24 protein-coding genes are annotated in these 19048 nt (G+C 42.8%); 19 read left to right on the forward strand and 5 right to left on the reverse strand.

From position 1 onward, the window contains the following. Positions 1 to 31: 31 nt before the first annotated feature. From QMA13_RS13740 to QMA13_RS13750, 3 genes are all read left to right on the forward strand, one after another. Positions 32 to 1279: an efflux RND transporter periplasmic adaptor subunit gene (locus tag QMA13_RS13740; protein WP_282942070.1), complete on the forward strand. Its 1248-nt coding sequence runs from the start codon at positions 32 to 34 to the stop codon at positions 1277 to 1279. A gap of 27 nt (positions 1280 to 1306) precedes the next feature. Next, positions 1307 to 3040 carry a hypothetical protein gene (locus tag QMA13_RS13745; protein WP_282942071.1) on the forward strand — a complete coding sequence of 578 codons (1734 nt, stop codon included), beginning with the start codon at positions 1307 to 1309 and terminating at the stop codon, positions 3038 to 3040. Positions 3041 to 3287: 247 nt separating this feature from the next. Further along, entirely contained in the window at positions 3288 to 3854 is a 567-nt protein-coding gene (locus tag QMA13_RS13750) for a GNAT family N-acetyltransferase (RefSeq protein WP_282942072.1), read from the forward strand. Positions 3855 to 3884: 30 nt separating this feature from the next. Here QMA13_RS13750 and QMA13_RS13755 read toward each other — a convergent pair whose 3' ends face one another. After that, positions 3885 to 4052 carry a hypothetical protein gene (locus tag QMA13_RS13755; RefSeq protein WP_282942073.1) on the reverse strand — a complete coding sequence of 56 codons (168 nt, stop codon included), beginning with the start codon at positions 4050 to 4052 and terminating at the stop codon, positions 3885 to 3887. A 184-nt stretch (positions 4053 to 4236) separates the two neighbouring features. Between QMA13_RS13755 and QMA13_RS13760 the strand changes: the two genes are divergently transcribed. The 3 genes from QMA13_RS13760 to QMA13_RS13770 are packed head-to-tail and all read left to right on the forward strand — an operon-like array spanning position 4237 to position 6814. Next, a complete protein-coding gene (locus QMA13_RS13760; RefSeq protein WP_282942074.1) occupies positions 4237 to 5010 on the forward strand; it encodes a glycosyltransferase in 774 nt (257 codons plus the stop codon). Beyond that, positions 5007 to 5369, forward strand: a complete 363-nt coding sequence (locus tag QMA13_RS13765; protein ID WP_282942075.1) for an EamA family transporter — start codon at positions 5007 to 5009, stop codon at positions 5367 to 5369. Before QMA13_RS13760 ends, QMA13_RS13765 begins: the two co-directional genes overlap by 4 nt. Before the next feature lie 29 nt (positions 5370 to 5398). After that, complete coding sequence (locus tag QMA13_RS13770; RefSeq protein ID WP_282942076.1) at positions 5399 to 6814, forward strand: ArnT family glycosyltransferase; 1416 nt, start codon at positions 5399 to 5401, stop codon at positions 6812 to 6814. A 421-nt stretch (positions 6815 to 7235) separates the two neighbouring features. On the opposite strand, the gene QMA13_RS13775 is transcribed toward QMA13_RS13770, so the two are convergent. Continuing rightward, entirely contained in the window at positions 7236 to 7691 is a 456-nt protein-coding gene (locus QMA13_RS13775) for a DinB family protein (protein ID WP_282942077.1), read from the reverse strand. A gap of 193 nt (positions 7692 to 7884) precedes the next feature. Here QMA13_RS13775 and QMA13_RS13780 point away from each other — a divergent pair, with 193 nt between their 5' ends. From QMA13_RS13780 to QMA13_RS13795, 4 genes are all read left to right on the forward strand, one after another. Further along, positions 7885 to 8094, forward strand: coding sequence for an ROK family protein (locus tag QMA13_RS13780; protein ID WP_282942078.1), 210 nt, complete (start codon positions 7885 to 7887; stop codon positions 8092 to 8094). Between the two features lie 390 nt (positions 8095 to 8484). After that, positions 8485 to 9060: an HAD-IA family hydrolase gene (locus QMA13_RS13785; RefSeq protein WP_282942079.1), complete on the forward strand. Its 576-nt coding sequence runs from the start codon at positions 8485 to 8487 to the stop codon at positions 9058 to 9060. A gap of 64 nt (positions 9061 to 9124) precedes the next feature. Continuing rightward, positions 9125 to 9802, forward strand: coding sequence for an adenylate kinase (locus QMA13_RS13790; protein ID WP_282943393.1), 678 nt, complete (start codon positions 9125 to 9127; stop codon positions 9800 to 9802). Positions 9803 to 9961: 159 nt separating this feature from the next. Beyond that, complete coding sequence (locus tag QMA13_RS13795; protein ID WP_282942080.1) at positions 9962 to 10420, forward strand: c-type cytochrome; 459 nt, start codon at positions 9962 to 9964, stop codon at positions 10418 to 10420. 50 nt (positions 10421 to 10470) lie between these two features. Here QMA13_RS13795 and QMA13_RS13800 read toward each other — a convergent pair whose 3' ends face one another. Then, positions 10471 to 11166 carry a YjgB family protein gene (locus QMA13_RS13800; protein ID WP_282942081.1) on the reverse strand — a complete coding sequence of 232 codons (696 nt, stop codon included), beginning with the start codon at positions 11164 to 11166 and terminating at the stop codon, positions 10471 to 10473. Positions 11167 to 11344: 178 nt separating this feature from the next. Here QMA13_RS13800 and QMA13_RS13805 point away from each other — a divergent pair, with 178 nt between their 5' ends. Both QMA13_RS13805 and QMA13_RS13810 read left to right on the forward strand, forming a co-directional pair. Beyond that, positions 11345 to 11596 carry a DUF7667 family protein gene (locus tag QMA13_RS13805; RefSeq protein WP_282942082.1) on the forward strand — a complete coding sequence of 84 codons (252 nt, stop codon included), beginning with the start codon at positions 11345 to 11347 and terminating at the stop codon, positions 11594 to 11596. A gap of 26 nt (positions 11597 to 11622) precedes the next feature. Continuing rightward, a complete protein-coding gene (locus tag QMA13_RS13810) occupies positions 11623 to 11973 on the forward strand; it encodes a hypothetical protein (RefSeq protein ID WP_282942083.1) in 351 nt (116 codons plus the stop codon). A gap of 34 nt (positions 11974 to 12007) precedes the next feature. Here QMA13_RS13810 and QMA13_RS13815 read toward each other — a convergent pair whose 3' ends face one another. Continuing rightward, positions 12008 to 12304, reverse strand: coding sequence for a hypothetical protein (locus QMA13_RS13815; protein WP_282942084.1), 297 nt, complete (start codon positions 12302 to 12304; stop codon positions 12008 to 12010). A 64-nt stretch (positions 12305 to 12368) separates the two neighbouring features. Here QMA13_RS13815 and infC point away from each other — a divergent pair, with 64 nt between their 5' ends. The 7 genes from infC to QMA13_RS13850 all read left to right on the forward strand — a co-directional run bounded on the left by infC (position 12369) and on the right by QMA13_RS13850 (position 17894). Further along, positions 12369 to 12845: a translation initiation factor IF-3 gene (infC, locus tag QMA13_RS13820; RefSeq protein WP_282942085.1), complete on the forward strand. Its 477-nt coding sequence runs from the start codon at positions 12369 to 12371 to the stop codon at positions 12843 to 12845. A gap of 93 nt (positions 12846 to 12938) precedes the next feature. Continuing rightward, positions 12939 to 13286 (forward strand): hypothetical protein, encoded by a 348-nt coding sequence (locus QMA13_RS13825; protein ID WP_282942086.1) that lies wholly within the window; start codon positions 12939 to 12941, stop codon positions 13284 to 13286. A 126-nt stretch (positions 13287 to 13412) separates the two neighbouring features. Further along, the gene (gene lepB / locus QMA13_RS13830; RefSeq protein WP_282942087.1) at positions 13413 to 14066 is read left to right on the forward strand and encodes a signal peptidase I; all 654 of its coding nucleotides are present in this window, start codon (positions 13413 to 13415) and stop codon (positions 14064 to 14066) included. A gap of 73 nt (positions 14067 to 14139) precedes the next feature. After that, the gene (locus tag QMA13_RS13835) at positions 14140 to 14847 is read left to right on the forward strand and encodes a FadR/GntR family transcriptional regulator (RefSeq protein WP_282942088.1); all 708 of its coding nucleotides are present in this window, start codon (positions 14140 to 14142) and stop codon (positions 14845 to 14847) included. A gap of 102 nt (positions 14848 to 14949) precedes the next feature. After that, complete coding sequence (locus QMA13_RS13840) at positions 14950 to 16176, forward strand: MFS transporter (RefSeq protein ID WP_282942089.1); 1227 nt, start codon at positions 14950 to 14952, stop codon at positions 16174 to 16176. Between the two features lie 158 nt (positions 16177 to 16334). After that, positions 16335 to 16493, forward strand: coding sequence for a hypothetical protein (locus QMA13_RS13845; RefSeq protein WP_282942090.1), 159 nt, complete (start codon positions 16335 to 16337; stop codon positions 16491 to 16493). A gap of 198 nt (positions 16494 to 16691) precedes the next feature. Continuing rightward, the gene (locus QMA13_RS13850) at positions 16692 to 17894 is read left to right on the forward strand and encodes an MFS transporter (RefSeq protein ID WP_282942091.1); all 1203 of its coding nucleotides are present in this window, start codon (positions 16692 to 16694) and stop codon (positions 17892 to 17894) included. A gap of 27 nt (positions 17895 to 17921) precedes the next feature. Here the strand turns inward: QMA13_RS13850 and QMA13_RS13855 are convergent, their stop codons facing one another. Then, positions 17922 to 19025 carry a GerAB/ArcD/ProY family transporter gene (locus QMA13_RS13855; RefSeq protein ID WP_282942092.1) on the reverse strand — a complete coding sequence of 368 codons (1104 nt, stop codon included), beginning with the start codon at positions 19023 to 19025 and terminating at the stop codon, positions 17922 to 17924. Positions 19026 to 19048: the final 23 nt, after the last annotated feature.

Consider the following 19048-nt stretch of genomic DNA (forward strand, 5'->3'; position numbering starts at 1 on the left):
TAGATCGACAGGGGAAAAGGAGAATCGTTCCATGAAACTGACAAAGGCAAACTCAGTCAATAAAAACTTGAGCATCGTAGGAGCTCTCGTTATTAGTACGGCACTTTTCAGCGGCTGCACAGCCAAACCGGAAGCTGCTCCTGCAAGCACAGAAGCGCAGATCAAGACGGTAAAAGTGGAAAAGGTACAAAAGCAAAAAATCGGAGATCCATTAGAGCAGGTAGCGGACGTTGTATCCTCACTGCAGATGGATGTGATCACGAAAACCGGCGGCGATGTGCTGGAGATGCTGAAAAAGCGTGGGGATTCCGTGGAAAAAGGAGAAGTGCTTTTTCGGCTTGATCCAACGGATGTGAATATCAGTAAGGAAAAGGCGCAAATCGCGTTATCCGGAACACAGCAGCAGCTCACTAAAGCAAAGCAGGATCTGGAAGATTCCAAGCTGGAGCTAAAAAATGGCATAACCAAACAAGACACGGCATTGAAGGATGCTGAGAAAAATTACAGCAAGATGCGCAATGATTACGATCAAGGTCTAGTAACCAAATTTCAGCTAGAGCAAACAGAGAGTCAGCTGAATAACCAGCGGCTTGATCTGGAGAATAGCCGCAACAAGCTGAAAACCTTAGAGAACACGAACTCTTTAGCCCAGCTGGATCAAGCCCTACAAACGGCGGATGTTTCTATCCGAGAAGCTGACCGTACGTTGCAGCATATGGAGGTTACAGCTCCTGCCAGCGGTGTTATAACAGACTGGCCAATTGAAATCGGAATGACGCTGCCGGCAGGCTTCAAAGCAGCCCAACTTCAGCAGCTCGATCCGATCAAGGTGAAAGCGGAACTGACGGAAAGCTCCGCCAATTTGATCCGTGGCAAGCAGGAGTTGACGCTCTATGTACCGGGGACTACGGATAAAATCTCGGCTAAAGTTGCCTACCTCGCGGATGTTATGAGTGCACAGTCCAAATCGTATTCGTTGGAGCTGGAAGTGCCTAACGCTGACCGTAAGCTCAAGCCTGGCATGAAAGCGCAAGTGCTTCTGACAGAAAGTCAGGATCAGGTTGTCGTAGCTATTCCTACATTAAGTGTCGTTCGCGAAGGTGGAGATACATTCGTCTTCGTGCTTACCGGGGATCAAGCCGAGAAGCGGAAGGTAGAAATGGGCCGACTGAACGAAACGTATCAAGAGGTACTCTCCGGGCTGAAGGAAGGCGAACAGCTTATTACTTCCGGTCAGCATCAGTTGAAGGACAAAGAAAAGGTTCAGTTGGCCAAATAATAGAGGTACCAAGAGGAGGAGAAGCAATTGAACAACAAGTTGAAGAAAACCGCAGCCGTCATGATTATTTCAGCATCGCTTATGAGTACGGGATATTCGGCTTTTGCAGAAGAGACGACTCCGACAGCCGTTCAAAATCAAGCAGCAATCGTATATCCTTTAACTGATAAGCTTGAAGTTGAAGTGAAAAGTATATTGAACGAGCACGTTTCGGAAGGAACTCGCATCGGCGTTGTGGTTCGCATGAAAAATAACTTTACAGACTTTACAAGAGTGCCGGATTATGAGCTGCGTGTCAAAACAAGCGAAGGCATTGAATATACATTACAACCGAGCGCATCCAATGCTAAAACTATCCAGTCTAAGGCAAACACGGAATTAAGCTATATGGCCGTGATTGATCGTACAGATGATGTTTCGTTAGCTGAAGTGAATTGGACTGACGTAGATTATTACGTATATCCTAAGAAACAAACACTGGTATTGGCTGTTCCGATTACGGTACAGCCTTGGCAGGGAAGTGATATGCAGATCACGGATTCCGCAGCCGTCAAGAAATGGTCTGACTCTTTCAAAATACCGTCCTTGATTTCGCCAATTCAGTATACACCGGTTAATGTTAATAAGCAGACCACAGATAAGGGTACAGTCTATGTGGTACAGCTATTAGCTTTCAACCCGACTGACAAACGTGAGACGGTACCGAATTTTAGTATTGATGGTAAAACGGGTGCGAAAGTGTTCTCCGGTAAACGAGTTGAAGAAGGCTCGCTTGTATTGGATGGCAAAGAAGAGAAATATGTACACTTTGTCATTCCTACCGATCAGGATACCGTGCTGTCCAGCTTGAACCTGTTGACCAACGAGAGCTTTACTCAAGCTCCAGCAGCTGCAGGCGCAGCACCTTCTCAGGTTCAATATAATGTGGGTCGTCTCAATATTTTGCTACCAACACAAACCTTAGGTAACCAATATGAGGCCTATGCTTTGGGCAACACGATGAAATTCGATTCACGCAGTGAGCTGATTCACCCGGATATCCAAGTTTCGGTGGTGGAGTTCCATATGTATGATGACGAAGAAGAAGGCAATAAAAAAGTGACCGCTAAATTCAAGCTGTACAATAAGAGCGATCGTCCGATTTCCGTACCTGCATTTGATACGAATCTCATCAGCTCGGAAGGCTACGAATATAGCGGCAAGCGTCAAACCATTACAGAATCGCCGATCCTACCGAATGCTGGAATCACGGTCAATTATTCGTACTCGCTGCCGGTATCGGAGTCAGGTCAAGGCATGGCCTTGAAGGTGGAGGACGCTAAAACGGCGGCTCCGTACAAAACAACCATCGGTACGTACAGCTTAGCGCTGCAAACCGAAAAAGATAATGAAACGAAATTTGACGTCTATCCGTTCAAATTCGATATTTCACATTGGGATGTTTCATTCCAGTTCAATGCACAAACATTTGAGTATACTTACAAAGGGAAATTCCTAATGGATATCGAACGGGAACCTAATGTACAAGTTGATTCCAATTTCTCCAAATTGCAGTTTGAGCTTTATGATGCAGCAGGACGATTGGTTGGAACCAGCCTTAATTCGTTTATCGGTCCTAGCCGTTTAGTAACCGGTGAGAACAACATTGCGTTCAAAGGTACTTCTCAGCAATTTGATTCACCATTGACACTGAAAGTGTTTGAAGTATACACTACAGCGACTGGAGACGCGAAGCGTCTGGTTACTGAATTGACTCAATAAGCTGTTAGAGTAAACAAGAAAGCCAAGGGAAGAATTTCTTCTCTTGGCTTTTTTACTCTCAATGTTAACTTTGAGAAGCTTGTTTATCAGAGACGATGGATCTCCACTCGCTTAACAGTGGAGCGTAGGACAATTGCATTAGGGGGCTTTCGACAGATCGTTTCAGATGACCTTTTTTCTAATTTTTGGTTGTTTCTATAGAGAATTCCATGTATACTGATTCAAATTAAGAAGGTGGGTGGATTCAATGACGATAACGAGGGAAATGATTTTTAGTAAGCTTCCTGTTCTGGAGACGGAGAGGACGATACTCAGAAAGCTCCAGTTCAAAGATGCCGAGGATATGTTTCGATACGGCTCCAATGAAGAAGTATCCAAATACACGACATGGCCCACTCATCAATCGCTTGAGGATACACGGAGATTTATTGAAGCAGTAATGAACGCTTACGAAGAACATAAGATTGCACCTTGGGGCATAGAGGACAAGCAAACGAAGCTCATGATCGGCACTGTAGGCTTTGTCAGCTGGAATGTGGTTCATGCTCGGGCGGAGATTGGATATGCATTATCCCGTGATTTTTGGAATCTAGGCTATATGACGGAAATCATGAAACGGATTGTGGAATTTGGCTTTAACGAAATGAAGCTGGTACGAATGGAAGCAAGATGTCATCCTGATAATATTGGATCTGCTCGAGTGATGGAGAAGTCAGGAATGCAATTTGAAGGAACATTGCGAAAGCATATATATACCAAGGGTGAGTATCAGGACGCTAAAATGTACGCAATCATTAATGAGGCTCTTTATTAGAAGCACGAAAGTCACTGTAACACTGTAACTTTATTTCTCGTATAGACGAATCGGCTTTTCAATCTCGGCATAATTTTCATTGATGTCGCGTGTTATGGAATCGAGAATATGTAATGCCTCTTTTTGCTTGTCTTCGTCCTCAATGAAGCGAAGCAAGGTTTGCAGATAGTCGATTCTGGTTTTGGTTACGAACCTCATAGTGAGTATAGCCCCTTATCTCAGGATAAACTGAATGCTGATATCATACCATTCGAGTTGAATTATCGTTTTTAGGCCGGTCCATTAGGAGCGGTCTTTTTTGTGATGTAAGAAAGCTAAGTACTTGAATGGAGACAATCTGAATAAATTATGAATAGGAAGGTGTCGGAAAGAGAGGTGTCAGATGAAATCGAAGGTGATTATCGGTCTACCTGCTTACAACGAAGGCAATGTGCTTCCTATTCTTCTTTTGAAACTGGAATTGTTAAGGCGCCAGATGGATGAACGCTTACATATTATTGTCGTTGATGATGGCAGCACAGATGATACGGCAGCTATTTTGCGGGAATATACGGCTATTCATCCAGATATGAGAGTACTTACTCATTCACATAATCGGGGGCTTGGGGAAGCCATGAATACGATGTTTGACCATGTAGTCAACCATTTTGATTTTGATGATATTCTCATCACTTTGGATGCCGACAATACCCATAACCCAGCCACTATTCCTCATTTGGTTAAAAAGCTTAGGCTGGAGGCATTGGACATGGTTATTGCTTCGAGATATGCAGATGGCGGAAAGGAACTTGGTTTGGCTTGGTATCGAAAGCTGTTTAGTCGCGGAGCCAGATGGTTTTTTAAGCTATTTTTTCCTATTGCCAATGTCAATGATTATTCAAGTGGCTTCAGATGTTATCGAATCAGTACCCTACTCAAAGCGATGACTTATTATAATGGCCCACTTGTTACGAGCAGCGGATTTGAATGCATGGCGGAGATTATGGCGAGATTCAGCCGAATGGGAGTTCGGGCAGGGGAATATCCACTTATTCTCGAATATCATCTAAAAGAAACCAAAAGCAAAATGAACATATGGAGAACCATAATAGGTTATTTTAAGCTATTGAAAAAGGTAAAGGTCGACAAAAAGTGGAGCAAGGAACATGCACTATGAAAACGATATGGCTAATTCTCATTTCAGTCGTCTTGGGGGCACTGGGCCAGGTTATTTTAAAGCTTGGCTCCAATAAATTAGGAGCAGTCTCTCTGTCGTTACCCACATTAGCTACCAGCATTATAAGGCTGCTTAAAACTCCTGAAATTGTGATCGGATTGATTTTGTTTGGAACAAGCTTCTTATTGTGGATTAAAGTACTATCCCGTTCTGAATTAAGCTACGCCTACCCAATGGTAAGTATCGGCTATATTCTAGTTGTCATTCTCTCTTATTTTTTGTTAGATGAGTCCTTCAGTTGGAACAAATTAATGGGCATAGTAATCATTGTCGCAGGGGTGTGGTTTATAAATAAATAGGAAGGGGAGGTACTTTTTACATTTTGAATATGAAGAAACCTCGTAATGGGTATTTGATTGTGCTCATTCTTATTTTCATAGCTGTGCTACGTGTACCGACTTTGGCAAATTCCCCTTATGAATATGATTCCTGGAGACAGTCGGATACAGAATCTATAGCCATTAATTTTTTGGAAAATCATTTTAACCTATTGTATCCGCAACTGAACTACGATGGTCCTATGCCGAATTATGTGCAATTAGAGTTTCAGATTACGACAGGGATTATTGCCGTACTGTACAATTTATTCGGTTATCACTATATGTTGGCCAGAATAGTCCCTTTAAGCTTTTTTATTGGTTCGGCGTATTTTTTATATCTCATTGCCAAACGTTATTATTCGGTTCAGACTGCGTGGATTACGACGCTTTTGTACGGGATTTTACCCCTTTCTATTTTGTATTCAAGAGCTATCATGCCTGAATCGGCAGCTCTATTCTTTATGCTTGGAGCCTTTTACTTGTTTGTTCAATGGATAGATCACAAGCGGTTCTGGGTACTTATAGCAGCGGGAGTTTTCACAGCTCTTGCCATCTCGCAAAAAATACCAACTGTATTCGTTGGGATACCTATGATGGGGATGGCCTTGAAGGAATACAGGCTTAGGAGCCTTGTGAGGTGGGAGCTTTGGCTATTTGCCCTCATGTCACTGCTGCCACCTTATTTGTATTTCCAATGGTTAAGCACAATTGCTGAATTTCCATTCGTTACTGGCATTGCGACCAAGCATATTCTCCCAAGTCTATTCACCAGCATCGCTTCCCCAGAGGCGCTTCATTTTTTTGCAGAGCAAGTACCAAATGCATTTACATGGTATGGAATCGTGTTATTCATTGCAGGGCTGCTTACAATTCATTGGAAAAAAGAGTATCCGATAGGAATTTGGACTTTGGCGATGCTAGTCGAATTGGTTACTGTAGTAGCTACGATTAAGTTTGATTATTACTTGATATTGATCGGCCCGTTGGTCGCTTTGCTCGGGGGAGTAACGCTCGGCTCTATTTGGAACAAGCTTCCCGGGAAGGTGGTTACGGTTATTGCTATAGTTCTAATTGCCTGGCAGAGCTACCAGCTGACCTCACCACTGCTTAGGGAACAGCATACCGTTTTACTGAGACAAGCCGAGGTGGTTCAGGCCTATACTTCGACTAATGATCTGATAGTAGTGGGAACGGACGATCCTTCATTGCTTAACGCCAGTCATCGTAAGGGGTGGAGAGTAGGCAATACGATGCCGCAGGATCCTATCGCGGAGCTTCAATATTTTGTGAAAATGGGCGCAAAGTACTTTGTTCCGCTTAGAGGGCATATCGATGGCGACGACGGGAGCTTGCAGCAATATGTAAAGGATCGGTATACACTCATTGATGTTAAGGACGGTTATTTTATTTACAAGCTGCAATAAAATTAAAGATAGGCTCTGAACGCTTTGGTTGGCGAAGGAGCCTTTTTTGCTTATGAAACAACTTGATAAGGGTTTAAATTATTGACATAGGAGTCATAAAATACTTATAACATTTTGAATTTTGAAGCGATAAAGAATGATGTGTCCTCTGAACCTAAAAAGCCCGTAGGCTTATATAAAGGCATTCGAGAATCACGCTTTCGAAACGGTTTAGCTTGCATTTATAGTGGGAGCCTTCTTTTTCACAATTAGCCGGGCATGGACGAGCTACAGCATCTCAAATTAATGATGTAATGGGGAATCTTCTTCATGAAGACGCTGTGTTATGTACGGATTCTGCAACTAATTACAAGTCATTTTCCCAGCAAAATAACATTAATCACGAAACAAGAGTCTAACTTCATATTTAAGGGTCTAGCAGTTAATGTGAAAGTTTATTCCTGATTTGATCTAAATGATGAATATCATGCTTTGAAAAGATAGTAATGTAACTATCAATAGTAAACTGTCGTTTACCCGAACCAATAGTGAATCGTAGATCGCCTTCGATACTATTGATAGCCTCAAATAATTGGTTACGTGTATATACAAACTCATCAATTAAAGAAACCACATTCTTGAAGCTACTGATATACTGAATCCCTTCATTATTGTGGGAATCATGATATGGGAATGCAATTAGATTTGCTCCTTGCGCCATGAAAGGGATATGTTGTTCTAAAATAAATTTATCCCAATAGTGTAGGTGTCCAATTATTTCCCTAATTGACCATTTCCCTTCTTTAATAGGGTTAAGCATTTTATGGACTTCAATTTCTTTTAACAATGCTATTTCTTTAGTTGTGTCCTGATAACTAATAATTGCTTTCAAGCTCATTTGACTCTTCTCCACCATATTTAAAATTTAGATTCTGGAATTATTATACTTTAACGAGAGCTAACCTGTAAAGAACATATGTTCTCAATAATGTACTTGCACTAACGGAGAAGAAGCTTGGAGCCGGTCGCAATGTGTGCAACTTAACTTTGTCTGGCACTAGGTACAGGTGTAGGAGGAGCCATCATATCGGATGGACGATTGGTGCATGGGGTGGCGCTGGAGAATTGGGCATATGTCGGTGGGCTTCAACGGGCTCCCCTGCGTATGTGGAGGTATCGGATGCCTCGAGCAGTATGCAACTGGTACAGGAATCGCGAATCGGATGCGCTTGATGCTATCGAAGGAAGCGGCCAGCGAACCCGTTGTACAACTGGATGCCAGGCGGGTGTTAGAGCTTTGACAGGAAGGGGAAATCTGAGCGGTATGCTCGGCGCCGGATTGCAGGTATGGGGGTATAGTTAAGCCTTACTAATAATAAGAACCGTCTGGCTATGAACTGCATTTGGAGGCGCAGTTTACACAAAGACGGTTTTTTTTATATATAAGTAAATCAGCCAAATTAGAGAGCTGGATCTGGGAACGACCTGAATCGTAGTTCATCTTCGTTCCCAGATCCACCATAAGGTTTCAGTCTAATACCGCAGTTATTCTACTCGAAATTGATGCCTGAATCTCTAACCTTATTTTATAATTACTTACAATAATATCCTGAATATATGATATATTAAATAAGAATTCTAGGCTTTATCTAACTCTTGTAACACACGGTGCTGAGCGAGGAGGATCCGATTTGAATATTTTGTGGGACTTTGATGGGACCTTGTTTAATACATATCCAGCCTATACGGATATTATGTATGAAGTAATGGAAGAAAGGGTACCTCGAGACGAAATCCTATCGAATTTAAAGATCTCGTTCTCTCACACTGTCAAGCATTATGCTTTGGGAGAACATCATTTGAAGCAGATTTTTATTAAAGAACAAAGCTTGCATCCTAGCAAAACCATGCCATTTCCTTACGTGGAAAATATATTGAAGCGGGCAGATATCAATGTGATCATGACGCATAAGCCGCGAAAAGAAGTCTTACCTATTCTGGAGCATTACGGATGGATGCATTACTTTGTAGAGATGGTCGCTGGCGGTGACGGATATCCTAGCAAACCGAACTCAGAGTCCTATGTTTATTTGCACGACAAATATAAGATAGATTGGGTTATTGGAGATCGAGAGATAGATATTATCCCAGGGAAAAGCATAGGAGTCAGGACCTGTTTATTTCAAAGTGATGCGCCTGGTGCCGATTTTTATGTGAGCCATTATGAAGAGCTTTACAATCATTTATTCAATGAAAGGAAACCATGATATTCGGTGGGCAGTAGACCAATACGCAGCTGGAAACTCGAAGGTCACGTTGAGGAGGAATAGCATGAATGTCATATTATTAGGGCTTCCTGGTGCAGGCAAAGGAACGCAGGCGAAGATCATTGTTGAAAGCCAGAACATACCGCATATTTCAACAGGAGATCTGTTTAGAAAAGCCGTTCAAGACCAGACGAAGCTGGGCCTATCGGCACAAGAATACATGAGCAAAGGTGTGCTAGTTCCCGATGATATAACCATAGGAATTGCATTGAACAGATTGGAACAGACGGATTGTAAACGAGGATTTCTTTTGGATGGATTTCCTAGAAATGTTGAACAGGCTGTTGCTTTAAGAAAGTATTTGAGCAGTAAATCATCGATCATAGATTATGTTATTTATGTGGAAGTCTCTGATGAGCTGTTGTTAGATAGATTAACTGGGAGAAGGGTTTGCAGTGGATGTGGGGAAACTTATCATATATTGAACCATCCTCCGATTCAACCAGGAATTTGCGATACATGCTCAAATCCGTTAGTCCAGCGGGAGGACGATACCGAGGAGACGGTGAAAAAACGTCTGAAGGTAAACAAAGAGCAGACAGAGCTATTATGTGATTTTTATCATGCTGAGGATAAGCTAAGAATTGTTGATGGAATGCAGCCAATAGTTAATGTTACGAGTGAGATTAAGAAAATGTTAGGAAACAGCGATTCTATAGAGAATTCGGTAAATCAGGATTGACGAACCCTGGCTCATCGATAGAAGAGCACGGACCTTTGGGTTCGGTGCTTTTTTAAATTATCTAAAAAAAGCCAATAATCCAGCTTGACACCCTATCATCCTAAACACTACAATATGTAGTGTTATATTCTATAACATTTATTATTGGAGGTTGGGTTGATGAAAGTTCAATATGCAGCCATGGCAGCCGTCTTATCTACCGCACTTGCCTTATCTGGGTGCAGCACGAAACCAAGCAATGAAGGGCAGCAGTCTGCACCTGTTCAAAGCTCGAATCAAGGGGCGCAGCCCCAAGGCTCTACAGCTCAAACGAGCCCAACGCCAACTCCAACCCCAGGTCAAACACAAGGTGCTGCCGGTAGTGACAGTAAAGCGACTCCAGCAACAGCGATAAACGCAGAAGCTGTAGTTAAGCAGACTTGTATTGCGTGCCATGGGGATACATTAGATGGCAAAGGCAGCGACAAGAAAAATCTTCAAAAGATCGGCGCGAGAATGAATAAAGAACAAATTGTGAATCAGATCACGAATGGCGGGGGCGGAATGCCTGGCTTTAAGGGGAAGCTGAAGGAAGAAGAAATTGTAGCAATAGCTGCATGGCTTGAGGCAAAGAAATAAACAGAAAGGCGACTCTCTTCCAGTAAGAAGCAGAGCCGCCTTTTATTTTCTTAACCAGCCATTAAGTTCTTCGCATCCTGAGGACTGTAGACCGAGATGTGATCCACTTTGCCACTGGAGGAGGGAATAATGAATTTTAGCTGATACTGATCGTTAGCCGTGTACACGTATATGGTTTCGGTTTTATTGTCGATAGTATCGGAGGGTTGACCAAGAACTGACTTAATTTGCGCAAAACTTAGTGTATGAAGCTTGGCGTCAAATGACCGAACATCGAATATGAGGCTCCCTTTATTAAAACCGAATGCTGCTTTATGTTTGTCATAGGTTGAATAAATACCCTTTCCAGCCGAATCCTTCGTGTCGGGTTTTCCCCAATCCTTCTCAACCTCATCAATCAAGCTTTTATGAGCAGTGTAGTCGTTGCCAGGAACTTTTCCTTTCTTGGCTTGATCCATTATTTGAAGTATATAGGTTTTCTGTTCATCGGATTGCGTGGATTTATCGCTGCTGGATGAATTCGAAGGCGCTTGCGTCGTTCCCTTATTGTCAGTTCCAGGAGCAGTAGATGCTGGAGGAGCTGTCGTTGTATTTGAATTTGGTGATGGCGTTGGGGTTGGTGTCTGAATAACCGGCTCCTGTGGAGCTGCGGAGGGCTTCTCAGATGAACTGCACGCGGTTAATGCAATGGCCAATACAGTAGCAGATAGGGTCAAACTAAAAAGATGTTTTGGTGATTTACGCATAAGGTTTCTCCTGTCTATATCTTTATCACTCTCTATTACACCCTAATAGACGGAGTGAATCAAAGTTAAGTTGCAAAAAAGCATGAAATAGGGACGGGCTTATAGCGTCTAAACAGGATTTTCCTTGCCCATAATATTAACAACCACGATAATACAGACACGGTCAGGGGGATTGGATTTGCTATCCGTACACTGGAGATTAGCAGAGCTTTGGACACTGCAAAAACAGAGAGGACTAACCGAGGAAGAAGAATCCGAAGTGAATGCTTGCCTTCACTATAATGCGATCTATGCAAGGAAGCTTTCAGGACTGTATAATCTGTCACTTGCTGCATCTATGATTAACGATACCGCATGGCAGCATGAAATATGTCAAGCGATAGAAAAGCTGCAAAATCAGGGCGGGGCATCGTCGGAAATGAAATTTTAGGCAGTTTAGAAGGATACATCATACTTGTGGAGAATATTACCATTACGATCTATCATGCATTGTATGGAGGGGAAGGCGAGATGAAAGGATCGCTCATACAAGCTGCATTGTTCTCTGTACTGTTCACGGTAGCTTATTATGCAGTACAAATGGGGATAGGCATGTATCAAACAATGATGTATGTGCCAGCTATAGTTGAATCCTACTCATCGTCGACCGTACTACAGAGCAGCATTTCGTTCGGAGCTGCTTCCAGCTCTTGGAGCGGTACGGCTGAAGTTGGTATGCTGCTATTGAGCGGCATGGTTCTCTTTGCTTTATTTAAACTGATATTTAATAGAATACGTCAGTCCTTAAAAAAGGGTGGAGGTTCGTAAAAGAACTCCCACCCTTTTGATTATAAAGATGCTTTTAGCCTCTTTTCGAAATTTCTTCCGTGACGACGAAAGCGAGCTCCTCGTTGCCAAACAAAGATAATACGTTCAGTACGGTCCCATCCGCGAGTTCGCCTGCTTCATTCTTGGGTACTGTTAATTCAATCGCTTGCATAAGCGATGGATTGGCTGCTTGATCCGGATACGCACGGAGGTACAGCGCGGCAGGGTCCAGATCGTGATTAACACACCATTGGGCGAAAACAAGGATCATCATTTGTTCATCCTGTTGATAATTGCGGATAATTTGCTCTTCTAATTCTTTGCGGCTCATTGAAAAATCTCCCCATTGTCGGTAATATAGGTTTCATTATAACGAAAGTTCAGGTGGAATCACAATGATTATGAATGAAAAAATTAAAGCGTCTGAAGTTCAACTAACTGGCATTGAGGGGGAGGATCTGGGGGTTGTTCCTACTTCCGAAGCGTTGGCCATGGCCAAAAAGCTTAAAGTCGATTTGGTGTGCACGTCTCTCATGAGCAGCCCTCCGCCTTGCAAGCTCGTAGGAGCCGGAGCAGCCAAGCAAGAAGCCCAACAGGCCAAGAAGAAGGAAGGGAAAGTAGCAAAGCTAAAAGAAATTAGGCTTACACCTCACATAGAAGAGCATGATTATGATACGAAGAAGCAGCAAGCGGAAAGGATTCTGAAATCCGGTGACGCAGTACTGTTTACCGTCCGTATTCAAGGGAAAGAAGGAGCTCAAGTCAAAGCATTGCTGGAAGCGCTAATCAAGGACTTAAAGCCATTAGGAAGCAAAAAGACGGGGATTCAGCTCAGCGGCAAGCAGGCAACGGTTCAAATTGATCCGGTCTAAAGCGGGGTTACTCATAAAGTACAAGGTCAGTGTCATACAGATGAAGAGAGGACGTAGTGCGTAAGGATGTCTGACTTAAAGGAGTGAAATGATGTGCTGCAAAAATTAAGAGCTCTGGGTATGGAGATGAAATATGCTATCCTATCCGGATTTTCTGTATTTCTTGTTCTTATCCTTCACCTCATTCATTGGCTATCTGCTCCTATTATGATGGGTGCTATGGAAATGCACGAGCATCAGCATGGTATGGGTGGCGCTTCTTCTCTTCAAATGATCCTGTTCACGGTAGCACTGCTTATTATTAACGGAGCGGGAATGTATTTTGCAGTACGTCAATTGCTCCTGGCTTGGAAACAACGAAAAGGTGGCTTGCATACGTATGTGTGCTGTTCCATTTCGATGGTGGTTCTGGTCGTCGGGGTGTATAGTATTGTGGTATAATAGAAAAATAGGTTAATCTTTCCTTATATAAGATCTGACTTCAATGGAGTGTAAACTGGCTGCAGTTTACACTATTTTTGTTCTTTGAAAGCAGCATCGCACATGCTTGAACTTTGAGGTGGACCTATGCGAATAAGCGTTAGTATTGTAATGATTGCTTTACTCTTGGCGGGATGTTCCGAAGGGATTATACAAGATAATATAACGAAGCAGGAAATTGTCAAGATAAAGGACATGGAAGGCATGCAGGTGTACGATCACCAGTATGATAATATGGACCGAGGACATCATGAATTGGATGGAGTGCCTATTGTTGTGGACCCTGCTTATTATGAAGCTGCCCCGATTCAGAGAGGAGATATTGTTTATTACCGAAACCCAAAGTTGGACAATCCAACTCTCCATTTAAGTGAGTTTGAAATCTCTAGGGTTGTTGCTTTACCAGGAGAAACTATTCACATGGAAAAAGGACAAATCTATATTAATGGAAAGCAGCTCGATACGTTTTACGGAAAAGCACATCGACTTGGGATGGATGTTGAACAACTGCAAAAGCTCTCAAATCAATCTGACGTATCCGATAATGTTCGGCAATCCATGAAAATGAATGCCGAAGAAATTTTGCTCGGCAAGGACACGAACAGGACAGAAAAAAAGGTTCCCAATGACCAATATTATATAATCGGCGATGATTGGTTTCGCAGTGCGGATAGCAGACACTTCGGTACAATTGCCAAGGATAACATTCTGGGTAAGGTTGTAGGTATCACATCAGAATGAACGCCCACAGAACATATATTCTGATTGCTTCATTCAATAATTCATAATAAGATAAGCAACAGGAGATGATCAGATGAATAAAGGTTCGTTATCTTTTCAAACAGTGAAGCGCAAACAGATCGTCGATGATGTCGTGGAGCAGCTTCAAAGGAAAATTTCTCTTGGAGAGCTGTCACCGGGCATGCAGATTCCAACCGAGCCGGAATTGATGAATCAATTCGGCGTAGGCAGGTCCACTATTCGCGAGGCTGTTCGGGTGCTCGTATCAGCTGGGCTTCTGGATAAAAGACAGGGTCATGGCACTTTCGTATGCGAGCAAAAGTCAAGTCAAGAGCCGCTGGACTACAGACTTCGCCGAGCGGAAATTCTGGAGGTGTATGAAGTTCGCCGCATGATGGAATTGGAGGCAGCCCGTTTAGCTGCTGTAAGGCGAGATGACGAGGATTTGCGAATCATGAGGGACTTGCTTGACCGCCGCCAAATCGCTATCGATGCAGGCAATATTAAAGAATACTTAGACGTGGATGTAGCTTATCATATTGCTGTTGCAGCAGCCACCAAAAACGCTGTTCTGGCAGATCTCTATCGTACTTTTTCGGAAGTGATTCGGTATTCCTTGGAGAATCTGGTTAACCATCCGGAATATAACCATTATTTCACGGAGCAGCATGAGAAAATATACGAAGCGATCCGAGACAAAGACGTGCAGTCAGCGGAGTTTTACAGCATGCAGCATTTGGATGGAACAAAAATAGAGCTTGAAGAGCATATAAAAAGCTAATTTTTTTAAATACAAACATCAGATGATAAGATGTATAGGTCTGTGTTTAAACATCGGATGATATGCTGATTTATAAAGAGCAGGATAGGAGTGAGAAAGTTTATGAGTCAACAAGCTGTACTACGTCAACCTTCAACCACTATTTTTTCCGTTTTATTTGCAATTAGCTTCGTGCATTTTTTGAACGATGCCATCCAATCCTTTATACCGGCAATGTTTCCTATATTAAGGGATTCGTTGAGTTTAAGTTTTGCGCAGATCGGATGGATTGGCTTTACGCTTAATATGACGGCATCCGTGATTCAACCAGCCATAGGTTTGTATACGGACTCGCGGCCTAAGCCTTACTTGCTGCCCATCGGAATGCTGTTCTCGTTAACAGGTGTGATTGGGTTAGCCTATGCACCGTCATTTACACTGCTCCTCGTTTTTGTAGTCCTTATCGGCATAGGTTCCGCCGTTCTTCATCCGGAATCCTCCAGAGTGGCTCATCTTGCAGGTGGAAATCGCAAAGGACTGGCTCAATCCATATTTCAAGTTGGTGGAAATACAGGACAGGCGCTTGCTCCAGTTATGGCAGCACTTATTTTTATTCCATTAGGCCAAAAAAGCATCTTGTGGTTTACATTAGCAGCTGGCGCCGCAATTATTGTTCAGTTATATGTATCACGCTGGTATGGCAGCCACTTGCAAAGTACCCGGCAGAACAAGACTACGGCTTCTCGAGAAGAGCGAAGAGTAGATTTGTCTAAAGGGACCATTGCTATTGCGATGACGGTACTTATTACTTTATTGTTTTCCAAATTTGTATACATGGCTAGTATGACAGGGTATTACGCATTTTTCTTAATGGATCGATTCCATATGACGGTACAAAATGCACAATACTATTTGTTCGCGCTTCTTATCGCGGGTATGTTGGGGACATTGCTCGGGGGACCGATGGCGGACCGTTTCGGGAGACGAAATACCATTTGGTTCTCCATTCTGGGAACCGCTCCTTTTTCTATCCTGCTCCCATTTGCTAGCCCAATATGGTCCATGGTTCTGTGCGTATGCATCGGTCTCATCCTGCTGTCTGGCTTTTCAGTTATTGTCGTATATGCTCAAGAGCTGCTGCCGGGGAAAGTGGGGACGATTGCCGGTCTATTTTTCGGTCTGGCGTTTGGCTTAGGAGGAATTGGCTCAGCGCTTCTAGGATATTTGGCTGACTCTGCGGGGCTTGACATTGTTATTCAAATAAGCGCATTTCTGCCACTTCTTGGCCTTCTGGCGATTATGCTGCCTTCGGATGCCAAGCTGGCAGGAGCGGAGCCGAAACATCACTAACATTCCAGATTCATTACTGTAATTCCAGGGTAAGAAAAATGACAAACGAAAAGCCTAACTCCACCTTGTTCATCTGAATTGTCTCCTGATTGATTGAATAGAAATCCAGTTTTTACATACGCTATGAACAATTGTTTGCCAAAGGAGGTTCTATGACTATGAGTGAAAAAAACAAAGAAAATAATGAGATGCCAGTTGGCATCAACGCTCCTCTATACCAACACGATATAGCTTCAACAGACCTGATCAGTGATGCGGTGGAAGAGATGATGGATGAGATTGAGGAAGAATTCGTGGATCATAAGAAGGATGAGTAGATAATTGCTGAAGTGGCGTATAAAATCATTGAAATCGGTGAATACATGGATAATGTGTACAACACCTTCTGCTTAAGCCGCGGTTGACATGGAAACATACATGTCTGCTGCGGTTTTTACATTTTGGAGGTATTCTATCCGGAAGAAGTAGTTTATAATGAAAATCGATAGAAAGAATAGTAGAAAGAAGCTGCCTTCATGATACGTAATAAAAATGTTGTTATCCTTGCGATTTTTTATGCTTTCATTTATATGAGCACAGGATCGTTTTCATCGTATATTGGCGTTTATTTTACAGAACAGGGTATTGGACATACCGAGATTGGGATTCTCACCTCTATTGGAGCTGTTGTTGGTTTATTCGCACAGCCTTTGTGGGGATTGGCGGGAGACAGATCACGAACCAAGAATAAAATTTTAATAGTATGTACCCTATTGTCCGGCTTGACGGTATGGCTGGTCCCGTGGGCGGGATCCATGTTTTGGCCTTTGTTATTCGCCATGGCGCTTTTTAGCGTGTTCCAAATTGCCATCAATCCGCTGAGTGACGCCATTACTCTTGAGTTATCTTCGAAGGGGGTCGTCCGATTTTCGACGATTCGTACTTTCGGTTCTGTAGGCTACGCGATCATTTCTATTGCAGCAGGATGGTTGTTTGCTCGCCATATCGACACCATCTTTATGGTTACCTCCTTCATTATGTTGGGGTGCTTTGCCTTATCTTTGGGAATTCCTCAAGTTGCGGGCCATCAAAGTGGTAAAAAGAAAGTGAAGCTGGCTGAAATTTTTAAAAGCAAGCCGTTGATGGTTCTGTATGGATATACGCTAATCCTCTCCACAACGATGGGTTTCTTGTGGGCGTTTCAAGCTATTTATAGCAAGGAGCAGGGGATTAGCATGGAAGTGATCGGTATTGGTCTCGCTATCGGCTCATTTACACAATTTCCATTCATGATCTTTTTCCAAAAAGTGTACGATCGGTTCGGGATTCGCAATATATTGCTGTTCTCGGGGGGAATTCACCTATTAAGATGGTGCCTATATTCCTTTGCTTTAACGCCATTCACCTATTTGCTTAGCTGGGTTTTGCACGGAGGGACCTACATCATGTTCTATATGTGTCTGGCTGAGTACGTGAACAGGCATGTTGTCAAGGAGTTGAAGGCAACGGGGCAGATGCTAAACTCGGTTATTCAATTAAGTGTCGGTAAAATTATCGGCGGCATGCTGGGTGGTCTTTATGCTGCTAAATTCGGATTTCATAATTCATTTATTTTATTAGCTGTTATTGCTGCTGCCTCAACCATACTATTTTATGGGACTTGTCAATACTTCGGTTTATTCAAGGAACGTAAGTCCAAACCGCTGCAAAGTGCAGGTTCAACCACTACGATGGAGTAACGAAGATAAAGAGACAGCTCATTCTAATCAGAGTGAGCTGTTTTTATTGTTCTTAGCATTGCGCATCCATGCGACCAAGACTAAAGCCAAAGGGTAAATGAGCAGGATGGTAAACGAATAGAAAGGTGCTGTCGTTGAAAAAAAGTAAATTAACTCCTGTAGTCCTGGGGCCACCCAAATACTAACAACACCGCAAAGCAAACCAATGGGAAACACAAGAAAACGGTAATTGGCTAAACCGAGCCATTGAGCAGTGCCGATAACGAGTGAATAGTACCATAAGGAGATTTGAACAAAACCGCCTAAGATCCACGTGACCATAACGATCGCATCCAGATGTTCAATGAAATTGCCGAAGCTGATATAGGAAGCCGCGTAATAGACGGGAAAGCTGAGTTTTCCAGTAGTTTCTCCGAACACGAACAAGCTTGCAAAATTCGTAGATACCATAATGACCATCATACACATTACGGATAACATACCGGCTTTTAACCCACGATCGTTCTCATTAACGACTGGAAATAAAAATGTAATGAAGAAAAATTCAACAAACCAAGTGTGAGGTACGACTGAGCCTTTTAAGGACGGAAGTATTCCATACTCCATAATAGGCAGCATTTTTTGGACATCCATATCGGGTATAAGCATAGAGAAAATACAGACGAAGATAATGGCGATAAAAGGAAGAAATAACTGCGTACAGTGGGCCAAAACTTCGATTCCCGATCGCACAGCAAATGCACATACAAGGATTAGACTTGAAGTGATTGTAATCAGCGGTGTTCTTGAGAGGAAGGCCCCGATGACAAAATCACCGTATTCTCTTAAAATCATCCCCGTGGAATGCAGCAGAAAAAAGAGGATAAAAAAACTGGCGATTTTGCTGAGATAACGACCGACAATTTTTCCACCATATTGAATAATAGACTCGTTAGGATACATTTTATGTAAATACCATGTGATGATAACTATAATAAATCCGCTCAAAGATCCCCAGATAGGAGAAAGCCACATATCTCGCTCTGCTTGTCTGGCAGTAATAGCCGGGATGATAAGGGTGCTGGTGGCCCCAATCATTAAATACATAAGCATTCCCAACTGCAGTGCGGAAATCTTCCCTTTGTCAATCATTCGGTGTGATCTCCTTTGCTAGT

The organism is Paenibacillus sp. RC67 (genome assembly GCF_030020805.1).
Lineage (GTDB): Bacteria > Bacillota > Bacilli > Paenibacillales > NBRC-103111 > Paenibacillus_S.

Bases quoted from the DNA above. Each gene is read 5' to 3' on its own strand.
- QMA13_RS13775 (WP_282942077.1), bottom strand. From the start codon at position 7,691: ATGAGCTTGAAAGCAATTATTAGTTATCAGGACACAACTAAAGAAATA.
- QMA13_RS13800 (WP_282942081.1), bottom strand. From the start codon at position 11,166: ATGCGTAAATCACCAAAACATCTTTTTAGTTTGACCCTATCTGCTACT.
- QMA13_RS13790 (WP_282943393.1), top strand. From the start codon at position 9,125: ATGAATGTCATATTATTAGGGCTTCCTGGTGCAGGCAAAGGAACGCAG.
- QMA13_RS13855 (WP_282942092.1), bottom strand. From the start codon at position 19,025: ATGATTGACAAAGGGAAGATTTCCGCACTGCAGTTGGGAATGCTTATG.
- QMA13_RS13750 (WP_282942072.1), top strand. From the start codon at position 3,288: ATGACGATAACGAGGGAAATGATTTTTAGTAAGCTTCCTGTTCTGGAG.
- QMA13_RS13770 (WP_282942076.1), top strand. From the start codon at position 5,399: ATGAAGAAACCTCGTAATGGGTATTTGATTGTGCTCATTCTTATTTTC.
- lepB (WP_282942087.1), top strand. From the start codon at position 13,413: ATGCGAATAAGCGTTAGTATTGTAATGATTGCTTTACTCTTGGCGGGA.
- QMA13_RS13845 (WP_282942090.1), top strand. From the start codon at position 16,335: ATGAGTGAAAAAAACAAAGAAAATAATGAGATGCCAGTTGGCATCAAC.
- QMA13_RS13740 (WP_282942070.1), top strand. From the start codon at position 32: ATGAAACTGACAAAGGCAAACTCAGTCAATAAAAACTTGAGCATCGTA.
- QMA13_RS13840 (WP_282942089.1), top strand. From the start codon at position 14,950: ATGAGTCAACAAGCTGTACTACGTCAACCTTCAACCACTATTTTTTCC.
- QMA13_RS13815 (WP_282942084.1), bottom strand. From the start codon at position 12,304: ATGAGCCGCAAAGAATTAGAAGAGCAAATTATCCGCAATTATCAACAG.
- infC (WP_282942085.1), top strand. From the start codon at position 12,369: ATGATTATGAATGAAAAAATTAAAGCGTCTGAAGTTCAACTAACTGGC.
- QMA13_RS13850 (WP_282942091.1), top strand. From the start codon at position 16,692: ATGATACGTAATAAAAATGTTGTTATCCTTGCGATTTTTTATGCTTTC.
- QMA13_RS13765 (WP_282942075.1), top strand. From the start codon at position 5,007: ATGAAAACGATATGGCTAATTCTCATTTCAGTCGTCTTGGGGGCACTG.
- QMA13_RS13780 (WP_282942078.1), top strand. From the start codon at position 7,885: ATGGACGATTGGTGCATGGGGTGGCGCTGGAGAATTGGGCATATGTCG.
- QMA13_RS13835 (WP_282942088.1), top strand. From the start codon at position 14,140: ATGAATAAAGGTTCGTTATCTTTTCAAACAGTGAAGCGCAAACAGATC.
- QMA13_RS13795 (WP_282942080.1), top strand. From the start codon at position 9,962: ATGAAAGTTCAATATGCAGCCATGGCAGCCGTCTTATCTACCGCACTT.
- QMA13_RS13760 (WP_282942074.1), top strand. From the start codon at position 4,237: ATGAAATCGAAGGTGATTATCGGTCTACCTGCTTACAACGAAGGCAAT.
- QMA13_RS13755 (WP_282942073.1), bottom strand. From the start codon at position 4,052: ATGAGGTTCGTAACCAAAACCAGAATCGACTATCTGCAAACCTTGCTT.